Below are 22,891 nucleotides of genomic sequence, written 5' to 3' on the forward strand. Positions count from 1 at the left end.
TGTTGATCGAGATGTCTGACGTCTCAACCACGCTGCTCGGGGGCCTCGTTGGTCATCTATCCTGCCGCACTCGACCTGCCCCATGCGCTCGTGGAGTGGGTCACCATGCTCATCGTCACCCGTGAGGGTGACCGGCGCTGCAAGCTCCGCCCGTCCCAGCGCGCGATGGTGGCACTGGTGTACCTGCACGAACACACGACCCTGGCGAAGATCGCTGCCGGGTTCGGGATCAGCGAGTCCACCGCCCACGCCTACACCAGCACGGTCATCCACCTGCTCGCCGAACGGGCGCCGGGCCTGCTGAAGGTCCTGCGCGAGGCCGATGCGGACTTCGTCCTGCTGGACGGCACGCTCGCCGAGTGCGACCGGGTCGGCGACGGACGGGCCGACTACTCCCACAAGCACCGCCGGCACGGGGTGAACGTGCAGGTGGTCACCGATCCGGACGGCCGGCTGCTGTGGCTCTCACCCGCACTGCCGGGCCGATCTCACGACCTGACCGCTGCCCGCACCCACCGGATCATCCGCATCTGCGAGCGCCAGGGCGTCCCCATCCTGGCCGACCTCGCCTACCAGGGCGGCGGCCCCTGGGTGAGCACCGGCATCAAACGCAAGCCCCTACAGGAACTCACCCCCACCGAGAAGACCCTCAACCGCGCGCTGTCCGCGGCACGCGCACCGGTCGAACGCGGCGTCGCACGCCTGAAGTCCTGGCAGATCTTCCGCAGATCCCGATGCAGCCCAAACCGCATGACGTCAATCGCCAAAGCCATCCTCACCCTGGAGCGGCAACGCTGAAGAAGCTCACTGAGCGGCCAACGGAACCTGGCTGGGAAACTGTCAGCAGGATCGCCTCGGTGGACGCGGTGCGGGTCCGGATCGCGGAACGCGGGTGGCCACCGGCGGACCAGTGGCCACCCGCGTGACCCGCGAGGCGCTCGAGCTACGCCTTGAAGATGCCCCGGTTGCAGCGCAGCGCCGCCACGACGACGGCGATGATGACCGCCGTGATGACGGCCGTCCCTACGACCGAGTCGGTGGCGGCGAAGATGCCACCGAAGCCGGCCACGCCCAGCGCCGCACCCACCGCGAGGGCCGTCTCCTGGAGGGCCGCGGCGCGCGCGATGTCTTTCGGCGGGACGCTGCCCAGCAGGTAGGCGTCGCCGGAGGCCATGGAGACGCCGACGCCTAGGCCGATCAGGAAGCTGGCGGGCCACAGGCCAACGAAGGCGGCCACGATGAGGCCGACGGCGCAGGTGGCCAGGCTGACCTGGAGCATGCGCACCGCGGTGAAGCGGGCCTGGAGCTTGTGGAACGCGAACCCGCCGAGGGAGACCCACAGGGCCAGGACCGAAACCGGCAGGATCGACAGGAGCGAGTCGGCCTCCGCGCTGAACAGGAAGACTGATCCCGTGTAGCTGGCGGAACTCACGACGAGCGCGAGGGAAGGCGCGCCGAGCCGGGAGAAGCTGAGCATCCGTACGTCGATAAGCGGGTCGCGCGAGCGGAGCTGCCGCGTGCAGAAGGCCGCCAGGACCAGGCAGCCCGCGACCGTCGCGAGGAGGCGCCCGAACGCGGGGCCATGGCTCTGCAGTCCGGCCACGAAGAGTCCGAAGCCCACGAAGGCGAGGGCGGAGGAGGCGACGTCGACTCTGGTCGACGAGGCCTGTCCCAGGGTGATGCCGCGCAGCAGCGCGGTGGCGAGCACCCCGCACACCAGGGCGACGGCGGCGGGCAGCCAGAAGAGCATCGTGTAGGCGTCCATGCCGACGAATGCCCGGCCGATCAGGGGTCCTGTACCGGCTCCGATGGCGTACGTGGTGATCCACAGGGAGTAGCCGAGGGTGCGCTCCGACGTCTCGGGCAGTCCGCCGATCACCGAGGCGACGCTGGAGACGATCAGCGCGTAGCCGAAGCCTTGGATGAACCGGCTCGCCGTCCACGTCGTCGCCGAGTCCAGCAGTGCGGGACTCGCTCCCGCGAGGGCGAAGACGAAGAGGCCGGTCGCCAGCGTCACGCCGGGACCCAGGCGTGCGCCCAGACGCGAGCCGAGGACGACGCTGGAGGCGAGGGCGATCGTGTAGCCGTCGATGAACCACAGGCGCCATGAGTCGGTCAGGACCGGCAGGTCGTAGGCGATGGAGTTGAACAGCGTGGAGTCCACACCGCCCAGGAACATGGGGACCAGCAGCAGCGGGAAGAGGACCTTCTTCGACACGGCGGTGGACCGTGCTGGGGCAAGGACAGTTCCGGTCATGGCAGACCTCGTCTCAGTTGGCTTTCTTCGGCGAGCGCAGGTCGATGATGAACCGCCTAAGACGGTTCTACCAGTCCGTGGTTCTTAAGGCAACCGGCCAAGCCGGTTCCACGCTCCTGCCTGGGGTGCCGCGCGAGTAGCGCGTCAAAGGTCGACCCCGCGACGGATCAGAGGCCGGAACTACGCAAGCCGGACCCCGGCCCGTGCGGCGCCCGGAGAGGGGGCGCGGACACGGCCGAGGCCAGCACGGCCTCACCTGTGCGGCGACGGGCGCGGGTGCCCTACATGCCCCGCGAGGAAGGGAATTCGCGGTTGCTGAGGTGCTGCGGACGCGGCGTGTCCGCAGCGTAGGGTGCCCCCAGCGTGTTCTCCACGCTGTTGTAGACGATGAAGATGTTCGAGCGCGCGAACGGCGAGAGGTTCCCGTTGGAGCCGTGCAGCAGGTTGGAGTCGAACATCACCGCGGAGCCGGCGGGACCCGTGATCTGCTCGATCCCGTGCTGCTCCGCCATGCGCGTCAGATGCTTGCGGTCCGGGGAGCCGACGCTGGGGGCGGCCACACGGAGCGACTCCTTGTGGTAATCCTGCGGGGTGGCCCCGACCGTGGGGACGAACGTCTTGTGGGTGCAGGGCATGACCATGAGCGGGCCGTTGAACGGGTGGTTCTCGGTGAGGGAGATCGAGACGCTGAACGCGCGCGGCCGGGGCATGCCGTCCTCGGAGTGCCAGGTCTCGAAGTCGGAGTGCCAGTGGAACGGGGCGCCGCCGAACCCCGGCTTGTAGTTGACCCGGCTCTGGTGGATGTAGACCTCGGAGTCGAGTACCTGGCGGGCGATGTTCATGAGCCGGGGCGACCGGAGCAGCTCGGCGAAGATCTCGCTGACCTTCTCGACCTCGAAGACGGAACGGACCTCGTCGGACTCCGGTTCCAGGATGACGCGCTCGCTCGCGCGCAGCGCCGGGTCCTCACCGAGGCGCCGGAGTTCGGAGAGGTAGAGGTCCACCTCCTGCGCGGAGAGCAGGTCGTCGAGGACCAGGTAGCCGTTGGACTCGTACTGCTTGAGCTGCTCGGCGTCGAGCGGGCCCGGAGCCTCTCCCCACACCGACGGGTCCGTCCGCGGCTTGGGAACGGCCTCACCGAGGACTCGGGTCGGATACAGGTCTGGGCGCTGAGCGACAGTCATGTGCTGTTCTCCTCTTCAGGGGAGCGGCGACTTTTTCTGCCCGTATAGGAGCGCAATTCATCGGCTCGCGGGGCGAGATGCCGGAATTCCAAGGCCTTTTTTCTTGCGGCTCGTTGGTTCGTCCTCCGGCCCTTTCGATACTGCAAGCTCGCAGAGATTAAAGAAAGGGGCTTCGAGTGTCCTGAATCGTCCTTGGCCTAATCAGGACCGCGAAGCGCACCGTCCGCCCACGGAGACGCGGACGCGGGGTGCCGTGCCCTCCAGCAGCGCGGAACCACCTGGAGCAGTTCGCTTGCTTGTCCTCGACATGGCAACCGGCTAAGGTGGTTCCATGTCCGTCAAGCGATTCCCCGAGTTCCGTCTTGGCAAGGTGCTGGCGACCAGCTTCACGGCGACCCTCACAGAACGCTGCGGTGAACCCGTCGAACGCATTCCCATCCCCGAGCGGCTGGTCGACTGGTTGGCTGTCAACGGGCTCAGGGTCGATTCGTGCAGCGATTCCCAGCTGGAGCATGCTCGGCAACTGCGTGAAGCGATCCACGAAGCCGCTACCGCCGTCGCGACGCAGGTCCCCCCTCCCGCCGCAGCCATCCAGGTCATCAATGACTGCAGTACGGGCGGCCAGGCCTCGGCGGTCCTTTCACGCCGGGGCGAACAGGAGTGGTACCTGGGTTCCGCCTCCGTCGAGGACGCCCTCAGCGTGATCGCCGCCGACGCGGTCGACATCGTCTCGGGCGCACGCGAGGGGAGAATGGCGTTGTGCGCGTCCCCGACGTGTCGGGCCGCTTTCTTCGACACCAGTCGGGGCGCCACGCGCAGATGGTGCGAGATGAACACCTGCGGGAACCGCGAGAAGAAGGCGCGTTTCCTCGCCACCAAGCGCCAGGACCCGAGCCACGCCGGCTGAAGTCGCACCGGGCGCCGTTCTACGCCGACGCCCCTCTGCCTCCTGGCCGTCCCTCCCCGTCAGGGAGGTGCCCGACCCAGTCACACGGTGGCCAGAGCGCCTCGTGTTCGACCGTCGCAAGCGAGCAGTCGAGCCGTCGTCGCTCATCGCGACCGCGTCCAACGCCAGGACTTGCCTCGCGGGTTGGAAGCGGCCCGCGCCGCAGTGTGCTGCTCGCGAGTTCGGAATGCCACCGCTCGACAACCGTCGGGCGCTGTAGACGACGAGGGCGGGGCGTCGTTACCGCAGGCTCCCGCACCCCCTCGTCCGCTACCGCACGCAGGTACAGAGAGGGAAGTACATGCTGGACGTTCTGAAAATCGACGCCACCGCGGAAGTGGTCTACCGCGAGATGCTGGCGTATCCGCAGGAGGGCGTGGCCGAGCTGGTGCGCCGGCTCGAACTGACCGAGCAGGAGGTACGGGCAGCACTCGACACCCTCGGCGAACTGGCCCTGGTGCGGCACTCCCCCGAAGACCCCCAGCGCTTCCACGTCGTGGAACCTCACCTCGCCGCGGAGATCCTGCTCGCCAAGGAACGAGCCGAGCTCGCGGCCCAGCAGCAGCGCGTGCAGGAGGTCCAGGCCGCCGCCTTACAGCTCAAGTCGGAGTTCACCCAGGAGAGCCCCAAGGACGAGGTGCACCGCCTGACCGGGGTCGACTCCGTACGCGACTACCTGGCGGCGCTTCACAACGAGGTCCAGGACGAGCTGCTGACGTTCGCCCCGGGCGGAGCGCAGACGGAGGCCAACCTGCGCAGCTCGCGCCCGATCGCGGACGCCCTGCTCGCGCGAGGGGTGCAGATGCGCACCGTGTACCTGGACAGCGTCCGCAACGATCCCCTCACGGTCGCGCACGCGGACTGGCTCGCCGAACGGGGCGGCCGCATACGCACCGCCCCTTCGCTGCCGAACCGCCTGATCATCTGCGACAAGAAGATCGCCATCGTCGCCGTCGACTCAGACGACACCTCGGCCGGGGCGGTGGTCCTCCGGACGGCTGGATTAGTTTCATCCCTGTACGCCCTTTTCGAGAATATTTGGCAGGCGGCCCAATCCATGGGAGAGAGCGCCCAGTCGAGTGACGAACAGGGCCTCAGTCCGCAACAACTGGAAGCCCTGAGGCTGTTGTCCCTCGGGCACACCGACGACTATGTTGCGGCGCGGCTGGGCGTGTCAGGCCGCACGGCACGCCGGATCGCCACAAAGCTCATGGGCCACCTCGGCGCGCGAAGCCGGTTCCAGGCCGGCCTGCACGCGGCTGCTAGGGGCCTCATCCGGCCGTGACGGCCCGTACGTCACGGATCGACGAGCAGTTGAAAGGAAAGAACCATTCGGACAGGACACTCCACTCATGTACCTCGTACAGCTCACCCTCGAACCCTCGGGCGATGTCCACCCACCCGCTGAGATCAAGCAGGCGCTCCACGACGCAGCGCCGGACGTCGTCGAACACGTCAGCGTTCATACGCAGACGCGGCCCCACCTTGTCGTCAGCCTCTTCCTCCGCGCCGCCTCCCTGGACGAGGCCGAGGCGGCAGCGAAGCGGATCTGGCAGCACGCGACCACCAGTTGCAGCCCTCTGGCCGCCTGGTCCCTGCGGCGGGCCGAAGTGCCCCTCCACCCCTACGACGTGGAGTGAGCCCTGCTCCTCTCGACGCCCGTGCCACGCGCCGCCGCCCGCGCCCGGGCGGTGCGTGGGACCTGCATGCACATTCTTGGGTGTCCCAAACGGTCCAGCCCGGAGAATGTCGCGATCGCCGTGGCCCTTTGGCCGGATGACTAATCCGACCGCAGTCCTGAACAGGTCAGGACTCTTTAGGCCAACCGTCCGCCCTTCCCTCGCCGCTGCGAACATCGCAGACTCGTTATCGCCGCACAGCAAACCAGCGAGAGGCGAGTCATGAAAGAGCGAATGTTCATCTCCGATAGCTCACCGGTGAAGAGGGGAATTCCTTGCCTCTCACCCGAAGACGACGGCGGGTGGCAGTGACCGTATGACGACCTCGAAGAACAGTGTCCAGGGAAATTCGATGGCGGATCTCGCCGAGGAATACGGCACCCCGCTATTCGTCTACGACGCGGACGTCCTCGCGGACACGCACCGCACGTTACGCGACCTGCTTCCCGCCGGCGCCGACATCTTCTACTCGCTCAAGGCGAACCCGAACATCAGCGTCTGCGCCCTGCTGAACTCGTTCGGTACGGGAGCCGAGGTCTCCTCCTACGCCGAACTGGCCACCGCCCTGCGGGCGGGAGTCCACCCTGGCGACATTATCTTCCTCGGCCCCGGCAAGGACGAGAGGGAGCTCACCGCGTGCGTCGAAGCCGACATTCACGCGATTGTCTGCGAGTCGCTGGACGAACTCGACCTGCTCGACTCGCTGTTGGCAGCGGCAGGACGTGACGACTTCCCGGTGCTCCTCCGGGTGAACCCGGCCTTCGGCAGCAAGGGGTCCGGGCTGACCATGGGCGGTAAACCCCGGCAGTTCGGCATCGATGAAGCCGAACTGCGCGGTTCCAAGCACCGCCTCGCGGCCCTCCGTAACGTCCGAGTGAAGGGCGTGCACGCGTACATGGGGACGCGGTTTCTTAACTACGAGGACGTCGTCGAGAACACCCGGCGCATCCTCGCCACCGCGGAGGACCTGGCCGGACAGCTCGGTTTCCCTCTGGAGACCGTCGACTTCGGCGGCGGACTCGGCGTCGCCTACTTCGAGAACGAGGAGGATCTGGACCTCGATGCGCTGGGCGCCGGCCTCGCGGAGGTCATCACCCCCTTCTCGGTGCGCAACCCAGACTGCCGGATGATCATGGAACTGGGCCGCTTCCTCACCGCCACGGCCGGTACGTACGTCGTCCGCGCCCGCTACGTGAAGGAGTCCATGGGAGAGAGCTTCGTGGTGGCCGACGGCGGCACGAACCACCACATGGCAGCCGTCGGCGTCGGCAGCTTCGTCAAGCGCAACTTCCCGGTCCGCCACCTGGAAAACCGGGCCGCCGGAGCCTCGCGCCCCTACAGCGTGACCGGACCCCTGTGCACGCCCAACGACGTCGTGGCCAAGAAGGTCCACCTGCCGGAAGTACAGCCGGGAGACCTGCTCGCGGTGGAGCGGTCCGGAGCCTACGGGCCGACCGCCTCACCCGGCCTCTTCCTGAGCCACGGCTTCCCGGCCGAGGTGCTCGTCCACGGCGGGCGCGCCCACCTCATCCGGGAGCGCGACACGACGGAGGACCTGCTGGCGAAGCAGCGCCTCGTCGATCTCCGCGCCGTGTCCGCCTGAACACGTGATCCGTACGGACACCTGATCCGAATGAAAACCGCAGCGAAGCAAGCTGCGCGAATCGGACTGGACGTACTCGACCGCTCCGAACTCCGCCGCCTCATCGAACGACCCTGGTTCTTGCGCTTCAGTTTCGCCCCGGAGGAAATAGCCCATGCCGAGACCCTCGGCGAAGATCGTCGCTTGGAATTCCTGGCCGGTCGGTTCGCCGCTAAAGAGGCTCTCCTCAAAGTCCTGGGAATCGGTTTCCTGCAAGGTGTGACGCCACGGGAGATTTACGTGGAACACACCGCGCACGGCGCCCCTGTCGTCCACCTCCGCGGACGAGCCGCGCAACTGACCCCGTCATCCGTCTCGGTCTCCATAACTCATAAGCAGAACGTCGTGGCCGCCGTCGCCATCAGCTTTCCCGAGGCACTTGGTGCGACCGCCGACGACCCCACCGGCGAAGCCGCCGGAGACGGACGAACCGAACCCACTGCACCGAAGGAGCTTGACGCCGTGCCGCCGCCGAACACTCCCGTGACCGCGACCATCGAGACCAGTACCCGCGACGAGCGAGAAGCGCAGACCACCGCCTTCCTCCGCGTACGCGTCGGCCAGGAAGAGGCTCACTACGGCGGCAATCTCGTCGACGGTGCGCGCATCTTGCGCCTGTTCGGCGACCTCGTCACCGAGATCACCGTCCGCACGGACGGCGACGAAGGACTGCTGGCCCAGTACAGCGACATCCGCTTCACCGCGCCCGTGAGGCCTGGCGACTACATCGAGGCGCGCGCACGGCTGGTGCGCCAGACTCGGCTGCGCCGCGTGGTCGAGCTGGAGGCGCACAAGGTCATCCGCGCCAGCCCCGAAGAGGCCGACAGCGCCGGCGAGGTCCTCGACGAGCCTCAACTCGTGTGCGCTGCGACCGCCACCACTGTTGTTCCCCACCGCCGGGCGCACACGGCGACCGCCCGCACCCTCACGGCCGAGGAGGCTTGATGCCCCGCACTCCGCAGCTCCTGCACGAGATACTGGACCGGGCCGCCGACCGCGATCCGGAGTCGGCCGCACTGAGCTCACGCGATCGCGGCCTCACCTACCGGGAACTCGCCACCGCCACCACCGCCATGGCCGCCCGCCTGCGGCGCGAGGGCCTGCGGCGCGGCGACCGGATCATTGTCACCGCCTCCGACGGCATCGGCATCGCCATCCTGGTCTACGCCGCCTCGCGCGTCGGCGCCGTCTTCAGCGTGCTCCACGAGCAAGTACGCGGCGGGCCGCTGGAACACGTCCTGCGCGACTGCGAGCCCGCGCTGCTGGTCTCCGACGACCTCGACGCCGGACGGACCGCTGCCGAGCACGGCGTCCGCTCCCTCGTGCTCGACGAGCTCGTGCGCACGGCACTCGACGCGGCCACTGCCGAGCCTGCTGCCCCCGCCGGCCCGAACGCCCCAGGCGTGGACCCCGTCAGCCTGATCTACACCTCGGGCACCACCTCCCTGCCCAAGGCCGTGGTCAGCACCCACCAGCAGGTGCTATTCGCGGCCATCGCGATCCAGGAGTGCCTGGAGTACCGCAGCGACGACGTCGTCTACTGCCCGCTCCCGCTCTCCTTCGACTACGGCCTCTACCAGGTCTACCTCGCGGCCCTCAGTGGCGCCCGACTCCACTTGGCCACGGTCGCCGAGGTCGGCCCCCCGCTGCTGCGCAGCCTGGAGGAGGCGGGCGCCACCGTCCTGCCCTCCATGCCTTCCGTCTCGGACCGACTCGCCTGGCTGCTCAGCCGCAGCAGCGGGGGGCCGAGCCGCCTACGCCTGCTCACCAACACTGGTGCGGCGCTCTCCGAGCCCACCATGACCGCGCTGCGCGCCGCCCTGCCCCACCTGCGAATCCAGGTGATGTACGGCCTCACCGAGTGCAAGCGCACGGCGATCATGCCCCCCGATGGGGACCTGGACCACCCGGGCTCCTGCGGGCTGCCGCTGCCAGGCACCGAGGTCTTCATCGTCGACGACGACGGAGACCGGCTGCCCGCGGGAGAGATCGGCCAGATCGTCGTCCGCGGACCCAACGTCATGGCCGGGTACTGGCGCCGCCCCGAGCTGACCGACGAGCGCTTCCCGCGCACGGAGAGGCTGTTCCCCGAGCTGCACACCGGCGACTATGGCTGGCAGGACAAGGACGGCTACCTCTACTTCTCCGGCCGCAGGGACGACCTCTACAAGGAGCGCGGGTTCCGCCTCAGCACCACCGAGGTCGAGGCCGCCGCGACCCGGGTCGACGGAGTGACCTCTGCCGCCGTACTGCCTCCCGAGGGCAAGCGGACCGCGCTCCTCGCCGTCGTCGCGGACCTCACCGCCGACCAGGTGAGAGAGGGCATGCGGGACCACATCGAACCCTTCAAGATCCCGCGCCGCTGCGTCCGCCTCGACGCCCTGCCCACCAACGGCAACGGCAAGGTCGACCGCAAGAAGCTGGCCGCCCTGATCGAACAGGACCCGCCCGCCTCGGTCACCACAGAGGCCCTCCAAGCGCGCCTGGCCCACTGACCCCCGCACGCCCCACCAGAGCAACGCCCGAGAACGACAACCACCCGACACACGTGAGGAACTGACCATGGACCGCCAGCACGTCGTCACCGCCCTCGAGAGCGCCCTCACCGACGTCCTGGAGCGCCCCGTCACCGGTCTCACCGGCGACGTGAAGCTCTTCGCCGACCTGCACCTGGACTCCACCACCATGCTCGAGATGCTCATGTTCCTTGAGGACTCCATCGGCCTGGTCGTCGACCCGGAGGAGCTGGACGCGGACGACTTCGTCTCCGTGGACACCTTCACCGACTTCGTCCTCGCCACACAGGGCGAGCAGGTCGCGGCATGACGCTCACCCAGCCCGACCTCAGCGTCTTCACGAGCCTGGAGTCCGAGGTACGCAGCTACTGCCGCAGTTGGCCCACGGTGTTCAACCGCGCGCACGGTAGCCGGATGTACGACGAGGACGGGCACGAGTACCTCGACTTCTTCGCCGGGGCCGGTTCTCTCAACTACGGCCACAACAATCCCGTGCTCAAGCGCACCCTGCTCGACTACCTGGAGCACGACGGCGTCACCCACGGCCTGGACATGTCCACCACGGCCAAGCGCACGTTCCTCGAGTACTTCCAGAACACGGTGCTGCGCCCGCGGGACCTGCCCTACAAGGTCATGTTCCCGGGCCCGACCGGCACCAACGCCGTCGAGGCCGCCCTCAAGCTGGCACGCAAGGTCAAGGGCCGCGAGTCGATCGTGTCGTTCACGAACGCCTTCCACGGCATGTCGCTCGGCTCGCTCGCCGTGACCGGCAACGCCTTCAAGCGGGCCGGCGCCGGCATCCCGCTGGTACACGGCACCCCCATGCCGTTCGACAACTACCTCGACGGCAGGACCCCGGACTTCATCTGGTTCGAGCGGCTCCTGGAGGACCAGGGTTCGGGCCTGAACCAGCCGGCCGCCGTCATCGTCGAGACGGTCCAGGGCGAGGGCGGCATCAACGTCGCCCGCGCCGAGTGGCTGCACGCCCTCGCCCAGCTCTGCCGCCGGCACGACATGCTGCTCATCGTCGACGACATCCAGATGGGCTGCGGCCGCACCGGCGCCTTCTTCTCCTTCGAGGAGTCGGGCATCACGCCGGACATCGTCACCGTCTCCAAGTCCATCAGCGGCTACGGACTGCCCATGTCGCTCTGCCTGTTCCGAGCGGAGCTCGACGTGTGGGAGCCGGGCGAGCACAACGGCACCTTCCGCGGCAACAACCCGGCCTTCGTCACCGCGACCGCCGCCCTCAACACCTACTGGAGCGACGACACGCTGGAGCGGCAGACCCGGGCGCACGCCCAGACCATCGAGGCCACGCTCCACGACACCGCCGCACACCACAGCGGATCGGCCTACCGCGGCCGTGGGATGGCCTGGGGCCTGGAGCTCGCCGACCCTCGGCACGCTGGGCGTGCCGCACGCCGCGCCTTCGAACTCGGGCTCCTCGTGGAGACCTCCGGGGCCCACGACGAGGTCTTGAAGCTGCTGCCCCCGCTCACCATCACCACCGATGACCTCGACGAGGGACTGCGCACCGTGCAGCGCGCGGTCTACGAAACGGCGTGACCGAGCCCGCCACCGACATGAGAGACACACGAAAGAAAGGCCCCGACCCGACATGACGATCACCATGCCCACTGCAGCCTCCACGGAGCCGAACACTGCCGAGAAGAAGCGGGCCGTCTTCCGCGCACCGGTCCCTCAGGACGGACCCGCCGTGTGGAAGATGGTCGAGGACACTCCCGGCCTGGACTCCAACAGCCTCTACTACTACTCGCTATGGTTCCGGGACTTCGCCGACGGCTCGCTGGTCGCGACGGTGGACGACGAACTCGTCGGCTTCCTCACGGGCTACCGCCGCCCCGAGGAGCCCGAGACCTACTTCGTGTGGCAGACCGCCGTCAACCCGCGCCACGGCATCCCGTTCCTCGGCGTCAAGCTCTTCCAGGAGGCGGCCGACCAGCAGGTTGCCAACGGCGCCCGGTACGTCGAGGCTACTGTCTCCGCCGAGAACAAGGCGATCATCATGGTGCTGAAGCAGTACGCGAAGAAGCACTCGGCCCCCGTCGAGACCCGCGTGCTCTTCCCCAGCTCCCTCTTCGCCGACATCGAGGGCCACCACGACGAGGTCCTGTACCGCATCGGCCCGCTGACCGCCGGCTGAACCGGGCCGCCCGTCACTGGTTCGAGCAGCACCGCATCCGACGACTGGGAGCCGACCGCCATGGCCACGCAACCCACGACACTGCACCTCGACATCAGCAACGCCTACTTCCGCATGGACTCCGAGGAGGTGCGGAAGACACGAGACGCCCACTGGTACGCACGTACGAATTGGGGCATCGCCGTCCTGCGCTACGAGGACAGCAGCGCCCTCCTGAAGAGCCCCCTGTTGACGCAAGGATCGGCCAAGTGGCCCGCCCAGCACGGGGTCGTCGAAGGACACTTCGACGAGTGGTGGCAGAAGACCCTGCTGGTGCTGGAGGGCGGCGAGCACAACAGGATTCGCCGCCTGGTGAACCCCGCCTTCTCGCCTCGCCGGATAGCGCCCTTGCACGCGAAGTTCCAGGATCTGGCGGACGGCCTGGTGGACGAGTGGATCGAGGACGGGCGCACCGAGTTCGCGAGCCGGTTCGCCGCACCGTACGCGACCAGGATTCTGTGCGTGTTGCTGGGCATCGACGAGAACGACTGGAAGAAGATCCACGAACTCGCCTCTACGATCGGCCTCGGCCTCGGCATCACCATCCAGGAGAACATCGCCCGGATCGACCAGGCCATCGTCGAGCTAACCGCGTACGCCGAGTCCCTGGTCCGCAGCCGCAGGGAGTCCCCCAAGGGCGACATCCTGAGCACTCTCGTGGATGCGAGGGACGAGGACGCGGGCAAGCTTTCCGACAAGGAGCTCATCAACCTCATCATCCTGTTGATCTTCGCGGGCATCGACACGACCCGGAACCAACTGGCCCTGAGCGTCGAGGCGTTCTCCAAGCAGCCCGACCAGTGGGAGAAGCTGGCATCGGATCCCGAGCGCTACTCCGCCGCGGCGGTCGAGGAGGCGCTGCGCGTCAACCCGATCGGCCGCTGGATCTCGCGCGAAGCGGCGGAGACGTTCCAGTACAAGGAGCGCACGATCGAGAAGGGGACCACGCTCCATCTCTTCACCATGACGTCGGCCACCGACCCGGCCGCGTTCGACGACCCCGACCGCATCGACCTCGACGCCGAGCGCTCCCCGCACTTCGCGTTCGGCGGCGGACTGCACCACTGCCTTGGGCACTTCGTCGCCCGTGCGGACATCGGCGTGGCCCTCTCGACGCTGGCCACGCGACTGACCGACCTGCGTGTAGGGGAGGACGCCGAGTGGCTGCCCGACTCCGGCAACACGGGGGCGGTTGTGCTGCCCATCACGTTCACCTCGCGTTCCTAAACCGCGCTTCCGATCGGAGGAGACCATGAAGATCACCGTTGACGAGGTCAAGTGCCAGAGCCACGGCCTGTGCGCCATCTCGGCGCCGGATCACTTCGAGCTCGACGCCGACGGGAAGCTGGCGTACCAGGAGACGTTCGACGAGGAACACCTCGACGCGATCGAGGACGCCATCGACTCGTGCCCCTTGCAGGCGATCATCATGGACCGTGACGCCCCATGACTGGCGCAGCGCCGCGCATCGGCATCGTCGGCTCCGGCATAGCCGGCCTGCGGGCGGCCCAGTCGGTCCTCACTTGCGAAACCGGCGCCAGGATTACCGTCTTCGGGGACGAGGCCCACCGCACGTACAACCGGCCGGGACTCACGAAGAAGCGGTACCCGCCGTCGGCCGACCTCAGGGCGGCCATCACCGAGGACCTGAGGGTCAAGGGGGCCGAGACCAGCGCGCTCGACTGGCACCTCGGCACCCGCGTCGAGGCGGCGAACCTGCACAGCAGGGTCCTGCACCTGAGCACCGGCGGAACGTTCGCCTACGACGGCCTGGTAGTCGCCTCGGGAGTACGCCCGCGGACCGCCGCCCGTGACGACGAGGAGTGCGCCTCGCACGCGCACAGGACGCTGCGCGGCCTGGACGACGCGCACTCCATCCACCAGGAGCTCCATAGGAGGGAGGTGGTGACGATCGCGGGCGCCGGGTTCGTCGCGTGCGAACTGGCCTCGTTGGCCCAGGAGTACGGCTGCGACGTGGTCATGCTCGAAGCGATGAGGAACGGGCCCTTCGAGAACATCCTGGGCGAGGACGTCGCGCGAGCGCTCGGACGCTGGGTCACCGCGAACGGCGTCACTCTGCGGACAGGCGAGGCGGCGAAGGAGCTCCTCTGCGACCGCTCGGGAACGCGCTCCGGAGGCGGACACTCGGCGTCCCCTCCCGGGGCGGCGTCCGAACGACCGCTCTTCATCGAGGCCATCGGCAGCGTTCCCAACGTGGAATGGCTGGACGGGAACGGCCTGGACCTGTCTGACGGGGTACGGGTCGACGAGTATATGCGCGTACTGGGGTGCGATGGCGTTTTCGCAGCCGGCGACATCGCCCGCTATCCCGACCCGTGGGGCACGCAAAAGCTAGCCCGCATGGAATTCTGGAAAAATGCGATCGACACCGGCAATATCGCCGGGAAGGCACTAGCGTCGTCTATGGGATACGGATCGAAGATGACCCGGATCGCGTACTTCCCCAGCATGGCTACCGAAGTATTCGGACTTCGCATCCAGATCGCGGGAAACCCCAGGAACGCGGACTCCATGGAGATCGTCCGCGGCGACCTCGAACGCCCCGGTGACGGAGTCCTCGTCACGTACCTACGGGAGAGCACTATCGTCGGTGCGGCCTACCTGGACAAAGGGGCCCAGTTCAACCGCCTCTACATCGAGCTCCTGAAGTCGCTGAGAACACGCTAGCCCTACCGACCTCACCTCATTTGTCATAGCGCCAAGAATTCGAGAACGATCAGGAGGAATATCATGCAGGTTCGCAGGATTTCGGAGATCGAAGGTACTGACCGCGATGTCACGGCGGCGAGCGGCGCATGGCGCAGCAAGCGCATCCTGCTGGCTTCGGATGGATTCGGGTACTCGGTTTCCGAGACCGTCGTGTACGCCGGAACCGAGACCGACATCTGCTACGCGAACCACGTGGAAGCCGTCTTCTGCATCTCCGGGAAGATGATTCTGGTCGACCGCGACGAGAACGAGGAACACCTCATCACGCCCGGCACCCTCCACATCCTGGACGACGCCGACAACCACACGATCAAGCCGATCGAGGACAGCACGTTCCTGTGCATCTTCACCCCGGCCCTCACCGGCCGTGAGGACCACGACGAGAACGGAATCTATCCGCTGCTGACGGACGAGGTGGTGGAAGCCAAATAGGCCGCGCCGCGACACCCGCGCATCCCTGGAGTCCCTGCCAGGCCACTGGCGGGGACTCGGCGTCACCGCGTCCGGGACGGTCCCGGCGGCGGGTTGCCCCAGGACGGGCCGGGTAGGTGCGCACGATCATGAATCTGCCAGAAAGGAACCCACCGTGAAAGTCCTGTGGCTCACCGCCCACCCCGAACCCCGTTCCCTGAACGGCTCCTTGTACCGCGACGGTGTCCAACACCTCCTGGACCAGGGGCACAAGGTGCGCACCAGCGACCTGTACGCGATGAAGTTCGACCCGGTCGTCAGGGCCAGTGACTTCTCCCACCCCGACGGCGAGCGGCTCATCGTCGGCAGCGCGGCCCAGCAGGCATTCGAACGGGGCGCGTTGTCCCCTGACATCGCCGTCGAACACGACAAGTTGTCCTGGGCGGACACGCTCGTCGTGCAGTTCCCGTTGTGGTGGTACGGGATGCCGGCCATCCTCAAAGGCTGGTTCGACCGCGTCTTCGTCGGCGGGTTCGCCTTCGGCGTCCGCGACGCCCAGGGGCGCCAAGTGCGCTATGGCGAGGGGGCGCTCGCGGGTAAGCGCGCGATGGTCGTCGTCAGTGCCGGTGCTCGGAAGGCGAGCCTCGGCCCCCGAGGCGTCAACGGTGAGCTCAACGACCTGCTCTTCCCTCTCCAGCACGGCACGCTGTGGTACGCGGGGATCGAGGTCCTGCCCCCGCTGCTCGTCCACGGAGCCGACCGTGTGGACGAGGCCGCGTACGCCTTCCACGCGAACGTCCTGCGCCAGCGTCTCGAGGACCTTCCGTCTACCGCACCGCTGCCGTTCCGCCACCAGAACGGCGGCGACTACGACGAGGACCTGGTCCTGCGCCCCGAACTCAAACCGCACGCCACAGGGACCGCCGCCCACTACCGCGCTGAGAGCTGACGACGAGGCCGTCCTCGTTACATCAGTCGTCAACTGCCGCTTCTAGCTCGGGAGTTACAGCGCTTACCGGGGTCTGCCAAGAATTTCGTAGGCGTTGATCGGCTGCTCGGTTCCAGCCCGGCCGGGTGCCCTGTTGCGGCAGGGTGGTGGCGTGTGATGTCGAGCTGACGGACCTGCTGCCGCACCTGTCGTCGGTGCTGGTCGAGACGGTGGAGACAGGCGCGCCCTGGTCAGGGTCACGGTGCGGACTGGGCTTTGCCCCGCTACGTATCTACCGACATCCCGTCCTACGCCCGCAGGTCGAGGCGCTCCGCCGGGCACGACGCGATGCCATCCCGGGCGACGCAGCTCACGCCCCCGACGCTGAGGCTGCCGCCAGTACGCTGGTCCGCCGCCTCACTCAACAGCTGGCCGCCGACCGCCGCAAACACCGTGAAGAAGTTGCCCAATTGCAGGCCGCTCTCGCTGCGGCACACGGCGAACTGCTCGCCCTGCGACGGCGCTTGCAGGGGTGAGGCGGCCGCCCTGCGGGCCATCTCAACCGTCAGTAGCCTCCCAGGAATGACGACGCTACAAGATCTCACCGCTCGCCTGGACCGAGTCGAGACCGAACTCGCACTGCACCGGCTGGCCCACGACTACTGCGTGGGTGCCGACCACCGCGACCCAGTCCGCTGGAAAGCGATTTGGACAGCGGACACCGTGTGGGAGACCGGCTCGGACCAGATATTCACGGGGATCGAGGCCATCTGCGCGGCGGTCGAGCAGCAGTGGCAGGCATTCCCGATCATGCAGCATGCCACCGCCAACCACACGGTGGAAATCGACGGCGTTGCCGCGACCGGTCGATCTGACGTCGTGGTCCTGACCCAACTCCGCGATCACCGCTGGATTGCCGGTGGAGGTACCTACGAGGACGAGTACCGGCGCAAGGGCGGGACCTGGCGCATAGCGCGGCGCCGGGTGGTACGTCCCTTCGACCTTGCACCGTTGGCACCGAGTGACGGACCCGTCCATGTCGACGAACCAGTTCGGGCCAATGCTGGCGGTGTTGATGAGCCGCATCGGTAGAAGGCGTTCGTCAGCGGCATACCGCTGACGAACGGTCCAGGACAATCAATCCTTCACAGCGCCGCGACCGCGGATAAGAGGTGGTCGTACTCTGCGTCGCTCATGCGGCCGGTGAAGCCGTAGGAGGCGGCGTTGAGCTTCTTCTCCTTGCCGGTGACGGAGGTGGAGGGGCGGATGTCGGAGGTGTAGCCGCCCTTAGCTTGGCGTTTAACCTCGCCGGGTCACCCGACCTGCTGATCATGGCTTCTTCGTGGGACAGCAGGGCGGCCGTTCTTCACGCTTCGATGTGTCGAGCAACGTCGCGTGAAGGAACGGCCGCTGTGAAGAGTCTGGCTTCTGCAGGTCCAGCTGACGCCGCGATGAGCGCGCTGTCCCACTTTCGTGTCGAGTTCTACGACTGCCTCTACAGCCGGGCGGATGCGCTCTTCGAGCTGAGCGACGCGGTGCTGTGCGCGGACGGCGCGGTCACCTCGCTGGTCGAGTTGACACTGACGGCCGAGCACCGGCGCGGGCACGGGGCGATGTACGACGCGGTCAACCACGGCTGGCTGGAACCACGCCGCCTGCGCAGGCTCCTCGCCTCCACCCCGTTGCCGAGGGCGGCCGACGGGCGGATCGTCCTCGCGGTGGACGTGAGCAACTGGCTGCGTCCCGACGCCCCCACCAGTGCGGACCGGCTCTTCTGCCACGTCTACGGACGGGGCCGCAGCGCGGATCAGTTCATCCCGGGCTGGCCCTACTCCTTCGTCGCCGCCCTGGAAACGGGACGCACCTCGTGGACCGCGCTCCTGGACGCGATCCGGCTGGGGCCGGCCGACGACGCCACCGCGGTGACCGCCGCCCAACTCCGTGAAGTCTTCACCAGGCTTGTGCACGCGAGGCAGTGGAAACCCGGCGACGCGGACATCCTCATCGTCATGGACGCCGGCTACGACGTCACCCGCCTCGCCCACGTCCTGGCGGACCTGCCCGTCGAACTGGTCGGCCGGCTCCGCTCGGACCGGGTCATGCTCCGTGACGCAGGCCCCCGCCGTTCCACCCCGCGCGGCGGTCAGCCCCGCAAGCACGGCGGTGTCCTCACCTTCTCCAAACCGGACTCCTGGCACACGCCCGAGCACGCCACCGTCTGCGACACCACCCGCTATGGGAAGGCCGAAGCCCTCTCCTGGGACCGGATGCACCCGCGCCTGACCGCCCGCGGGCCCTGGCTCGACCACTGCGGTGAACTCCCCCTGATCCACGGCACGTTGATCCGGCTGAAGGTCGATCACCTGCCCGGCGACCGCGACCCGAAAGCGGTCTGGCTGTGGTCCTCCCGCACTGGTCTGACCGGCGAAGACGTCGATCTGCGCTGGCAAGCGTTCCTGCGCAGATTCGATCTTGAACATACTTTCCGGCTCTTCAAGCAAACCCTGGGCTGGACCGTCCCCAAGGTCCGCGACCCGCACACCGCCGACCTGTGGACCTGGCTGATCATCGCCGCCCACACCCAACTCCGCCTCGCCCGCCCCCTCGCCGAAGACCTCCGCCGCCCCTGGGAACGACCCGCCGAACCCCGCCGGCTCACCCCAGCCCGAGTCCGCCGAGGGTTCCGCCACCTCCGCGCGAAGACCACCCGCCCCGCAGGCGTGCCCAAACCGTCAGCACCCGGACCCGGACGGCCACCAGGCTCACAAAACCGCAGACCAGCCCCACGGCACGAACCCGGGAAGACCGTGAAACGGGCCGAAACCCTCACTGAACACATCCGCTTGAAACAGCAGCGAGGTTAAACGCAGAGCTTAGTGCCTGTTCCTGAAGCCGCCATGACAGAGGCCGGGAGCGGCCGCCGCCCGCATTCTGTAGTTTTGACGCCGCCACCGAGCTGCCATGGCAGCGCGTGAACAAATCGCTGTTGCTTGGGTGCCGTGTTCGTAAGGTTCCGGCATGGCGGATGATGAGCGTGAGCAGGCCGTGCAGGCTGCCATCGATGGAGAGATGCGGCTTCTCGATCCTGAGGTGCGAGCTGTCCCGGCTCGGGTCCTGGAGCTGTTGGACCCGGAGTTCATCGAGTTCGGGGCTTCTGGACGCCGGTGGGATGTGGAGTCGGTCCTCGCGGCGACGAGTGGTGGCTCGGTGTCCGCGGAGTCTCCTGTCAAGGTCAGTGAGATGTCCGGAGTCGTCCTTGCTCCGGGTGTCGTTCATCTGACGTACTGCGCCGACAATCAGGGCCGTCGGGCATGGAGGAGCTCTGTGTGGCGGCTGACGGAGACAGGCTGGCGGATGTACTTCCACCAGGGCACTTTGACGAGTTGAGAGGGTGAATGCCGCCCGTAAAGACGGCGGTCGCCCGGCCGGCCGAGGCGCCTTCAGCATCAAGGAAGTTCGTGGGAAAATGGGCTCCCGGACCAGTTTCGGGGACCTCCGGGAGGAGACGGTGACCACCGTCTCCAAGTGGATCAGTCCCGGTTGGCCTCGCGGGAGGCGGGCTGTCCGCTCCGGCGGGAGGACCGGCGCGTGATGCGCCTGGTCATCAGCGTGATCGCGGCCCAGGTGATCAGAGATTCCGAGTGCTGGATGAGCCGCTCGTAGTCGCGGGCGTGACGGCGGGCGTGCATGATCCAGGCAAGCGACCTTTCGACGACCCAGCGGCGGGGCAGGATGACGAACCCGACAGCGTCCTTCGGGCGGCTGATGGTCTTCAGCGTCAGGTCCAGGTGCTTCTTCGCCCAGGTCACGAGCTGTCCGGCATAGCCGGAGTCGGCCCAGACGATGGTGATCTCGGGGTGCATCAGCCGCAGCCGGAACAGCACTTCCTTCGCCGCGTCGCGGTCGGTCACGTCGGCCGGGGTGACCATCACGAACAGCGGCAGGCCCTTGGTGTCGACGACCAGGTGCCGCTTGCGGCCGTTGATTTTCTTGGCGCCGTCGTAGCCGCGCGAGTCACGGCCGACGGTCTCCGCGGCCTTCACGGACTGGGAGTCGATGACGGTGGCGACCGCGCCGGGAGCCCGGCCCATCTCGCGTCGGATGCGCTTGCGCAGCTGGTCGCGGATCTGTCCGACCACTCCGGCCGCCCAGCGGGCCATGAAGTTGTAGCAGGTCCGCCAGGGCGTTCTGTGGAATCAGCTTTGTCAAGCGGCGATCCTCATCCGGTGCCTGCCGTCGTCTGCTGCATCGCCGCTGCTCGGACAGCGGCTTCTTCCACTTTGCGTCGGCCAGCGTGGCCTCGGCTCCAGATGAATGCGCGCCAACGACGCGGTGCCTCGCTGCTCCAGTTCCGGAACTCCTCGACTGCGACGTTGTCGGACATCCGCCACCGAATGGTGCAGCCTGAGGCTTCGGGGACGTCGGTGAGGCCGTCGAGATGCTCGGCGAGTGCGAAGCCGTCGACCTCGGCAGTGGTGCGGTCCCAGGTCGAGACCGTGTCGGTGAGGGCGTGGGATTCTATGAGTGCCGGGAGAGACGGAGCGATTTCGAGGAACGTACCGCCTCCGTCGTCCACTCCGACTCGTCCGTCCGTGTGCACCAGGTAGCGGACCGGAGAGGAGATACGTTCTCCGAACCAATCGAAGTGCCAGCCGTGGGCGGAGCCGGTCCACATGCCCTGGCCCAGGTCGTAGTGCCAGTCGCGGAGCACGTCGTGGCGTTCGCCCTGGACTGTGTAACTGCTTCGCACCTGGTAGCGGAGTCCGCCGTATCTCTGCTCGAATCCCTCCCGGCGGATGACGAGCATCATCGGCGTGGCGGTCAACTGGCCAAAGCGGTCCCGGATCCGCAGGAACTCTGTGGAGAGCCGGGGTTCCTGCGGAGGTTCGCGCCGACCGGTTCGTTCAAGCAGACTCTTGGCACGGGCGGAGAGACCGGCTGGGTCATCCAGGATGTGCATCCTGCACTTCTTTTTCCATGACAGGTTATGGATTCGTAGGTTCTCACGGTATCGGGTTGAGGCGAACCCCAGATGCCTGCCTTGTCACGGGCTTCCCGGACCGCACTACCGGGTCGCGAACGTCGACATCCGCGGGTGCGGTGAGTCCAGCCTCGGCTGGGACGGTTACAGCCGCACCGACATCGCCGGAGATCTGGTCGCCGTCGTGCGTCACCTCGGCGGCCCGGCCGTGATCATCGGGCAGTCGATCAGCGGCGGCGCCGCGACCATCGCGGCCGCCACTGCGCCCGACGTGATCAGCGGAGTGATCGAGCTGGCTCCGTTCACCCGTGCGCAGCCGGTCGACCTGGGCGGGCTGATCCGGGTCAAGCGTTTCCGGACCGGGTCGGAAGATTTCAAGTCCAGTGAGACGGTCGTGACGCTATGAGGTTTGTGGTGCGGACTCTCTGCGTTTGGCCGGGTCGTTGATCCATGCCTGCTGAGGTATCCGGGGTGGTCGGGGGCGGCGGCCGAAGCGTTCGGGGTGGCAGGCGTAGGCCTCGGCGAGGGTGACGGCACGCTGGTCGCGGACCTCCTCGGCGGTGCCGAAATGCACGCTGGCCGGTGTGTGCCAGCCGATGCCCGAATGCCGGTGCTCGTGGTTGTAGTACGCGATGAACGCCTCGAACCACTCACGGGCATGGGCCAGCGAGTCGAACCGTTCGGGGTAGTCGGACATGTACTTCGTGGTCTTGAAGTGGGCCTCGCTGTAGGGGTTGTCGTTGGAGGTCTTCGGCCGCGAGTGCGACCGGGTGACGCCGAGGTCGATCAGCATCTGGGAGACCTTCTTGCTCGTCATCGAGGTGCCGCGGTCCGCGTGGACGGTCTCGGGCACGATGCCGTTGCGTGTGATGGTCTCGCGGATCAACTCCTCGGCCCGCAGCGCTGATTCGGCCCGCTCGACGGTGTGGCCGACGACGTAGCGGCTGAAGATGTCGATGATGACGTAGGCGTGATACCAGATGCCCTTGGCCGGTCCGGCCGCCTTGGTGATGTCCCAGGTGAACACCTGCGAGGGCCCGGTGGCGACCAGCTCGGGCACCGTCTTCGCCGGGTGGGTGGCCTGGCGGCGGCGCTCGCCGGACTGCCCCTTCTCGCGCAGGATCCGGTACATCGTGGAGACGGAACAGTGGTAACGCCCGGCATCCAGCTCGCGGGCCCAGATCTGCGCGGGCGGCATCTCGGCGTACTCGTCGCTGTTCATCATCTCCAGGACCGCCGCCCGCTCATCGGGTGTGAGGGATGAGGGCTGGACCTGCGGTTTTCTGGGTTTTCGCTCGGTCGGGGGCCGCAGCCGGCGGTAGTGGGTGGCCCGGGAGCGGCCGGTCAGCCGGCACGCGGCCGTGATGCCCAGTTCGCCCTGGACACCGGTGAACGCGTCGTCGAGCACCGG

24 protein-coding genes and 1 pseudogene are annotated in these 22,891 nt (G+C 67.5%); 19 read left to right on the forward strand and 6 right to left on the reverse strand.

The window, feature by feature from the left end:
* Positions 1-48: 48 nt before the first annotated feature.
* Positions 49-798: a transposase family protein gene (locus OG194_RS00240; protein WP_327398725.1), complete on the forward strand. Its 750-nt coding sequence runs from the start codon at positions 49-51 to the stop codon at positions 796-798.
* A 145-nt stretch (positions 799-943) separates the two neighbouring features.
* On the opposite strand, the gene OG194_RS00245 is transcribed toward OG194_RS00240, so the two are convergent.
* Both OG194_RS00245 and thpD read right to left on the reverse strand, forming a co-directional pair.
* On the reverse strand, positions 944-2,257 hold the full coding sequence (locus tag OG194_RS00245) for an MFS transporter (RefSeq protein WP_327398726.1): 1,314 nt from the start codon (positions 2,255-2,257) through the stop codon (positions 944-946).
* Positions 2,258-2,538: 281 nt separating this feature from the next.
* A complete protein-coding gene (gene thpD, locus OG194_RS00250) occupies positions 2,539-3,441 on the reverse strand; it encodes an ectoine hydroxylase (RefSeq protein WP_327398727.1) in 903 nt (300 codons plus the stop codon).
* 331 nt (positions 3,442-3,772) lie between these two features.
* Between thpD and OG194_RS00255 the strand changes: the two genes are divergently transcribed.
* From OG194_RS00255 to OG194_RS00320, 14 genes are all read left to right on the forward strand, one after another.
* The gene (locus OG194_RS00255) at positions 3,773-4,348 is read left to right on the forward strand and encodes a CGNR zinc finger domain-containing protein (protein ID WP_327398728.1); all 576 of its coding nucleotides are present in this window, start codon (positions 3,773-3,775) and stop codon (positions 4,346-4,348) included.
* Between the two features lie 340 nt (positions 4,349-4,688).
* Positions 4,689-5,672 (forward strand): helix-turn-helix transcriptional regulator, encoded by a 984-nt coding sequence (locus tag OG194_RS00260; protein WP_327398729.1) that lies wholly within the window; start codon positions 4,689-4,691, stop codon positions 5,670-5,672.
* A gap of 67 nt (positions 5,673-5,739) precedes the next feature.
* Complete coding sequence (locus OG194_RS00265; RefSeq protein ID WP_327398730.1) at positions 5,740-6,027, forward strand: hypothetical protein; 288 nt, start codon at positions 5,740-5,742, stop codon at positions 6,025-6,027.
* A gap of 355 nt (positions 6,028-6,382) precedes the next feature.
* Positions 6,383-7,669, forward strand: coding sequence for a diaminopimelate decarboxylase (locus OG194_RS00270; RefSeq protein WP_327398731.1), 1,287 nt, complete (start codon positions 6,383-6,385; stop codon positions 7,667-7,669).
* 30 nt (positions 7,670-7,699) lie between these two features.
* A complete protein-coding gene (locus tag OG194_RS00275) occupies positions 7,700-8,653 on the forward strand; it encodes a 4'-phosphopantetheinyl transferase superfamily protein (protein ID WP_327398732.1) in 954 nt (317 codons plus the stop codon).
* Positions 8,653-10,203 carry a class I adenylate-forming enzyme family protein gene (locus OG194_RS00280; RefSeq protein WP_327398733.1) on the forward strand — a complete coding sequence of 517 codons (1,551 nt, stop codon included), beginning with the start codon at positions 8,653-8,655 and terminating at the stop codon, positions 10,201-10,203. The genes OG194_RS00275 and OG194_RS00280 overlap by 1 nt, the downstream gene beginning before the upstream one ends.
* Before the next feature lie 67 nt (positions 10,204-10,270).
* Positions 10,271-10,534 carry an acyl carrier protein gene (locus OG194_RS00285; RefSeq protein ID WP_327398734.1) on the forward strand — a complete coding sequence of 88 codons (264 nt, stop codon included), beginning with the start codon at positions 10,271-10,273 and terminating at the stop codon, positions 10,532-10,534.
* Positions 10,531-11,793 carry a diaminobutyrate--2-oxoglutarate transaminase gene (gene ectB, locus OG194_RS00290; RefSeq protein ID WP_327398735.1) on the forward strand — a complete coding sequence of 421 codons (1,263 nt, stop codon included), beginning with the start codon at positions 10,531-10,533 and terminating at the stop codon, positions 11,791-11,793. Before OG194_RS00285 ends, ectB begins: the two co-directional genes overlap by 4 nt.
* Positions 11,794-11,857: 64 nt before the next feature.
* Entirely contained in the window at positions 11,858-12,391 is a 534-nt protein-coding gene (gene ectA, locus OG194_RS00295; protein WP_327398736.1) for a diaminobutyrate acetyltransferase, read from the forward strand.
* A gap of 60 nt (positions 12,392-12,451) precedes the next feature.
* Positions 12,452-13,657: a cytochrome P450 gene (locus OG194_RS00300; RefSeq protein WP_327398737.1), complete on the forward strand. Its 1,206-nt coding sequence runs from the start codon at positions 12,452-12,454 to the stop codon at positions 13,655-13,657.
* Between the two features lie 25 nt (positions 13,658-13,682).
* Positions 13,683-13,880, forward strand: coding sequence for a ferredoxin (locus OG194_RS00305; RefSeq protein WP_327398738.1), 198 nt, complete (start codon positions 13,683-13,685; stop codon positions 13,878-13,880).
* Positions 13,877-15,118: an NAD(P)/FAD-dependent oxidoreductase gene (locus tag OG194_RS00310; protein ID WP_327398739.1), complete on the forward strand. Its 1,242-nt coding sequence runs from the start codon at positions 13,877-13,879 to the stop codon at positions 15,116-15,118. Before OG194_RS00305 ends, OG194_RS00310 begins: the two co-directional genes overlap by 4 nt.
* Before the next feature lie 63 nt (positions 15,119-15,181).
* Positions 15,182-15,592, forward strand: coding sequence for an ectoine synthase (locus tag OG194_RS00315; RefSeq protein WP_327398740.1), 411 nt, complete (start codon positions 15,182-15,184; stop codon positions 15,590-15,592).
* A gap of 154 nt (positions 15,593-15,746) precedes the next feature.
* Positions 15,747-16,520 carry an NAD(P)H-dependent oxidoreductase gene (locus OG194_RS00320; RefSeq protein ID WP_327398741.1) on the forward strand — a complete coding sequence of 258 codons (774 nt, stop codon included), beginning with the start codon at positions 15,747-15,749 and terminating at the stop codon, positions 16,518-16,520.
* Between the two features lie 287 nt (positions 16,521-16,807).
* Here the strand turns inward: OG194_RS00320 and OG194_RS00325 are convergent, their stop codons facing one another.
* Positions 16,808-17,056: a hypothetical protein gene (locus OG194_RS00325; RefSeq protein WP_327398742.1), complete on the reverse strand. Its 249-nt coding sequence runs from the start codon at positions 17,054-17,056 to the stop codon at positions 16,808-16,810.
* Positions 17,057-17,081: 25 nt separating this feature from the next.
* Between OG194_RS00325 and OG194_RS00330 the strand changes: the two genes are divergently transcribed.
* The 3 genes from OG194_RS00330 to OG194_RS00340 all read left to right on the forward strand — a co-directional run bounded on the left by OG194_RS00330 (position 17,082) and on the right by OG194_RS00340 (position 19,886).
* Entirely contained in the window at positions 17,082-17,591 is a 510-nt protein-coding gene (locus OG194_RS00330; RefSeq protein WP_327398743.1) for a nuclear transport factor 2 family protein, read from the forward strand.
* A 359-nt stretch (positions 17,592-17,950) separates the two neighbouring features.
* The gene (locus tag OG194_RS00335; protein ID WP_327398744.1) at positions 17,951-19,363 is read left to right on the forward strand and encodes an NF041680 family putative transposase; all 1,413 of its coding nucleotides are present in this window, start codon (positions 17,951-17,953) and stop codon (positions 19,361-19,363) included.
* A gap of 154 nt (positions 19,364-19,517) precedes the next feature.
* Positions 19,518-19,886, forward strand: coding sequence for a nuclear transport factor 2 family protein (locus OG194_RS00340; RefSeq protein ID WP_327398745.1), 369 nt, complete (start codon positions 19,518-19,520; stop codon positions 19,884-19,886).
* 197 nt (positions 19,887-20,083) lie between these two features.
* Here OG194_RS00340 and OG194_RS00345 read toward each other — a convergent pair.
* Both OG194_RS00345 and OG194_RS00350 read right to left on the reverse strand, forming a co-directional pair.
* Positions 20,084-20,683, reverse strand: a pseudogene (locus OG194_RS00345) (IS5 family transposase); the annotation flags it as partial.
* Between the two features lie 35 nt (positions 20,684-20,718).
* The gene (locus OG194_RS00350; protein ID WP_327398746.1) at positions 20,719-21,459 is read right to left on the reverse strand and encodes a hypothetical protein; all 741 of its coding nucleotides are present in this window, start codon (positions 21,457-21,459) and stop codon (positions 20,719-20,721) included.
* On the opposite strand from OG194_RS00350, the gene OG194_RS00355 reads away from it, so the two are divergent.
* Positions 21,452-21,886 carry an alpha/beta fold hydrolase gene (locus OG194_RS00355; RefSeq protein WP_327398747.1) on the forward strand — a complete coding sequence of 145 codons (435 nt, stop codon included), beginning with the start codon at positions 21,452-21,454 and terminating at the stop codon, positions 21,884-21,886. The two genes, OG194_RS00350 and OG194_RS00355, sit on opposite strands and share 8 nt — an antisense overlap.
* Here OG194_RS00355 and OG194_RS00360 read toward each other — a convergent pair.
* Positions 21,881-22,888, reverse strand: a complete 1,008-nt coding sequence (locus OG194_RS00360; protein ID WP_327398716.1) for an IS3 family transposase — start codon at positions 22,886-22,888, stop codon at positions 21,881-21,883. The genes OG194_RS00355 and OG194_RS00360 overlap by 6 nt on opposite strands.
* Between the last annotated feature and the right edge of the window lie 3 nt (positions 22,889-22,891).

The organism is Streptomyces sp. NBC_01288, from assembly GCF_035982055.1.
Lineage (GTDB): Bacteria > Actinomycetota > Actinomycetes > Streptomycetales > Streptomycetaceae > Streptomyces.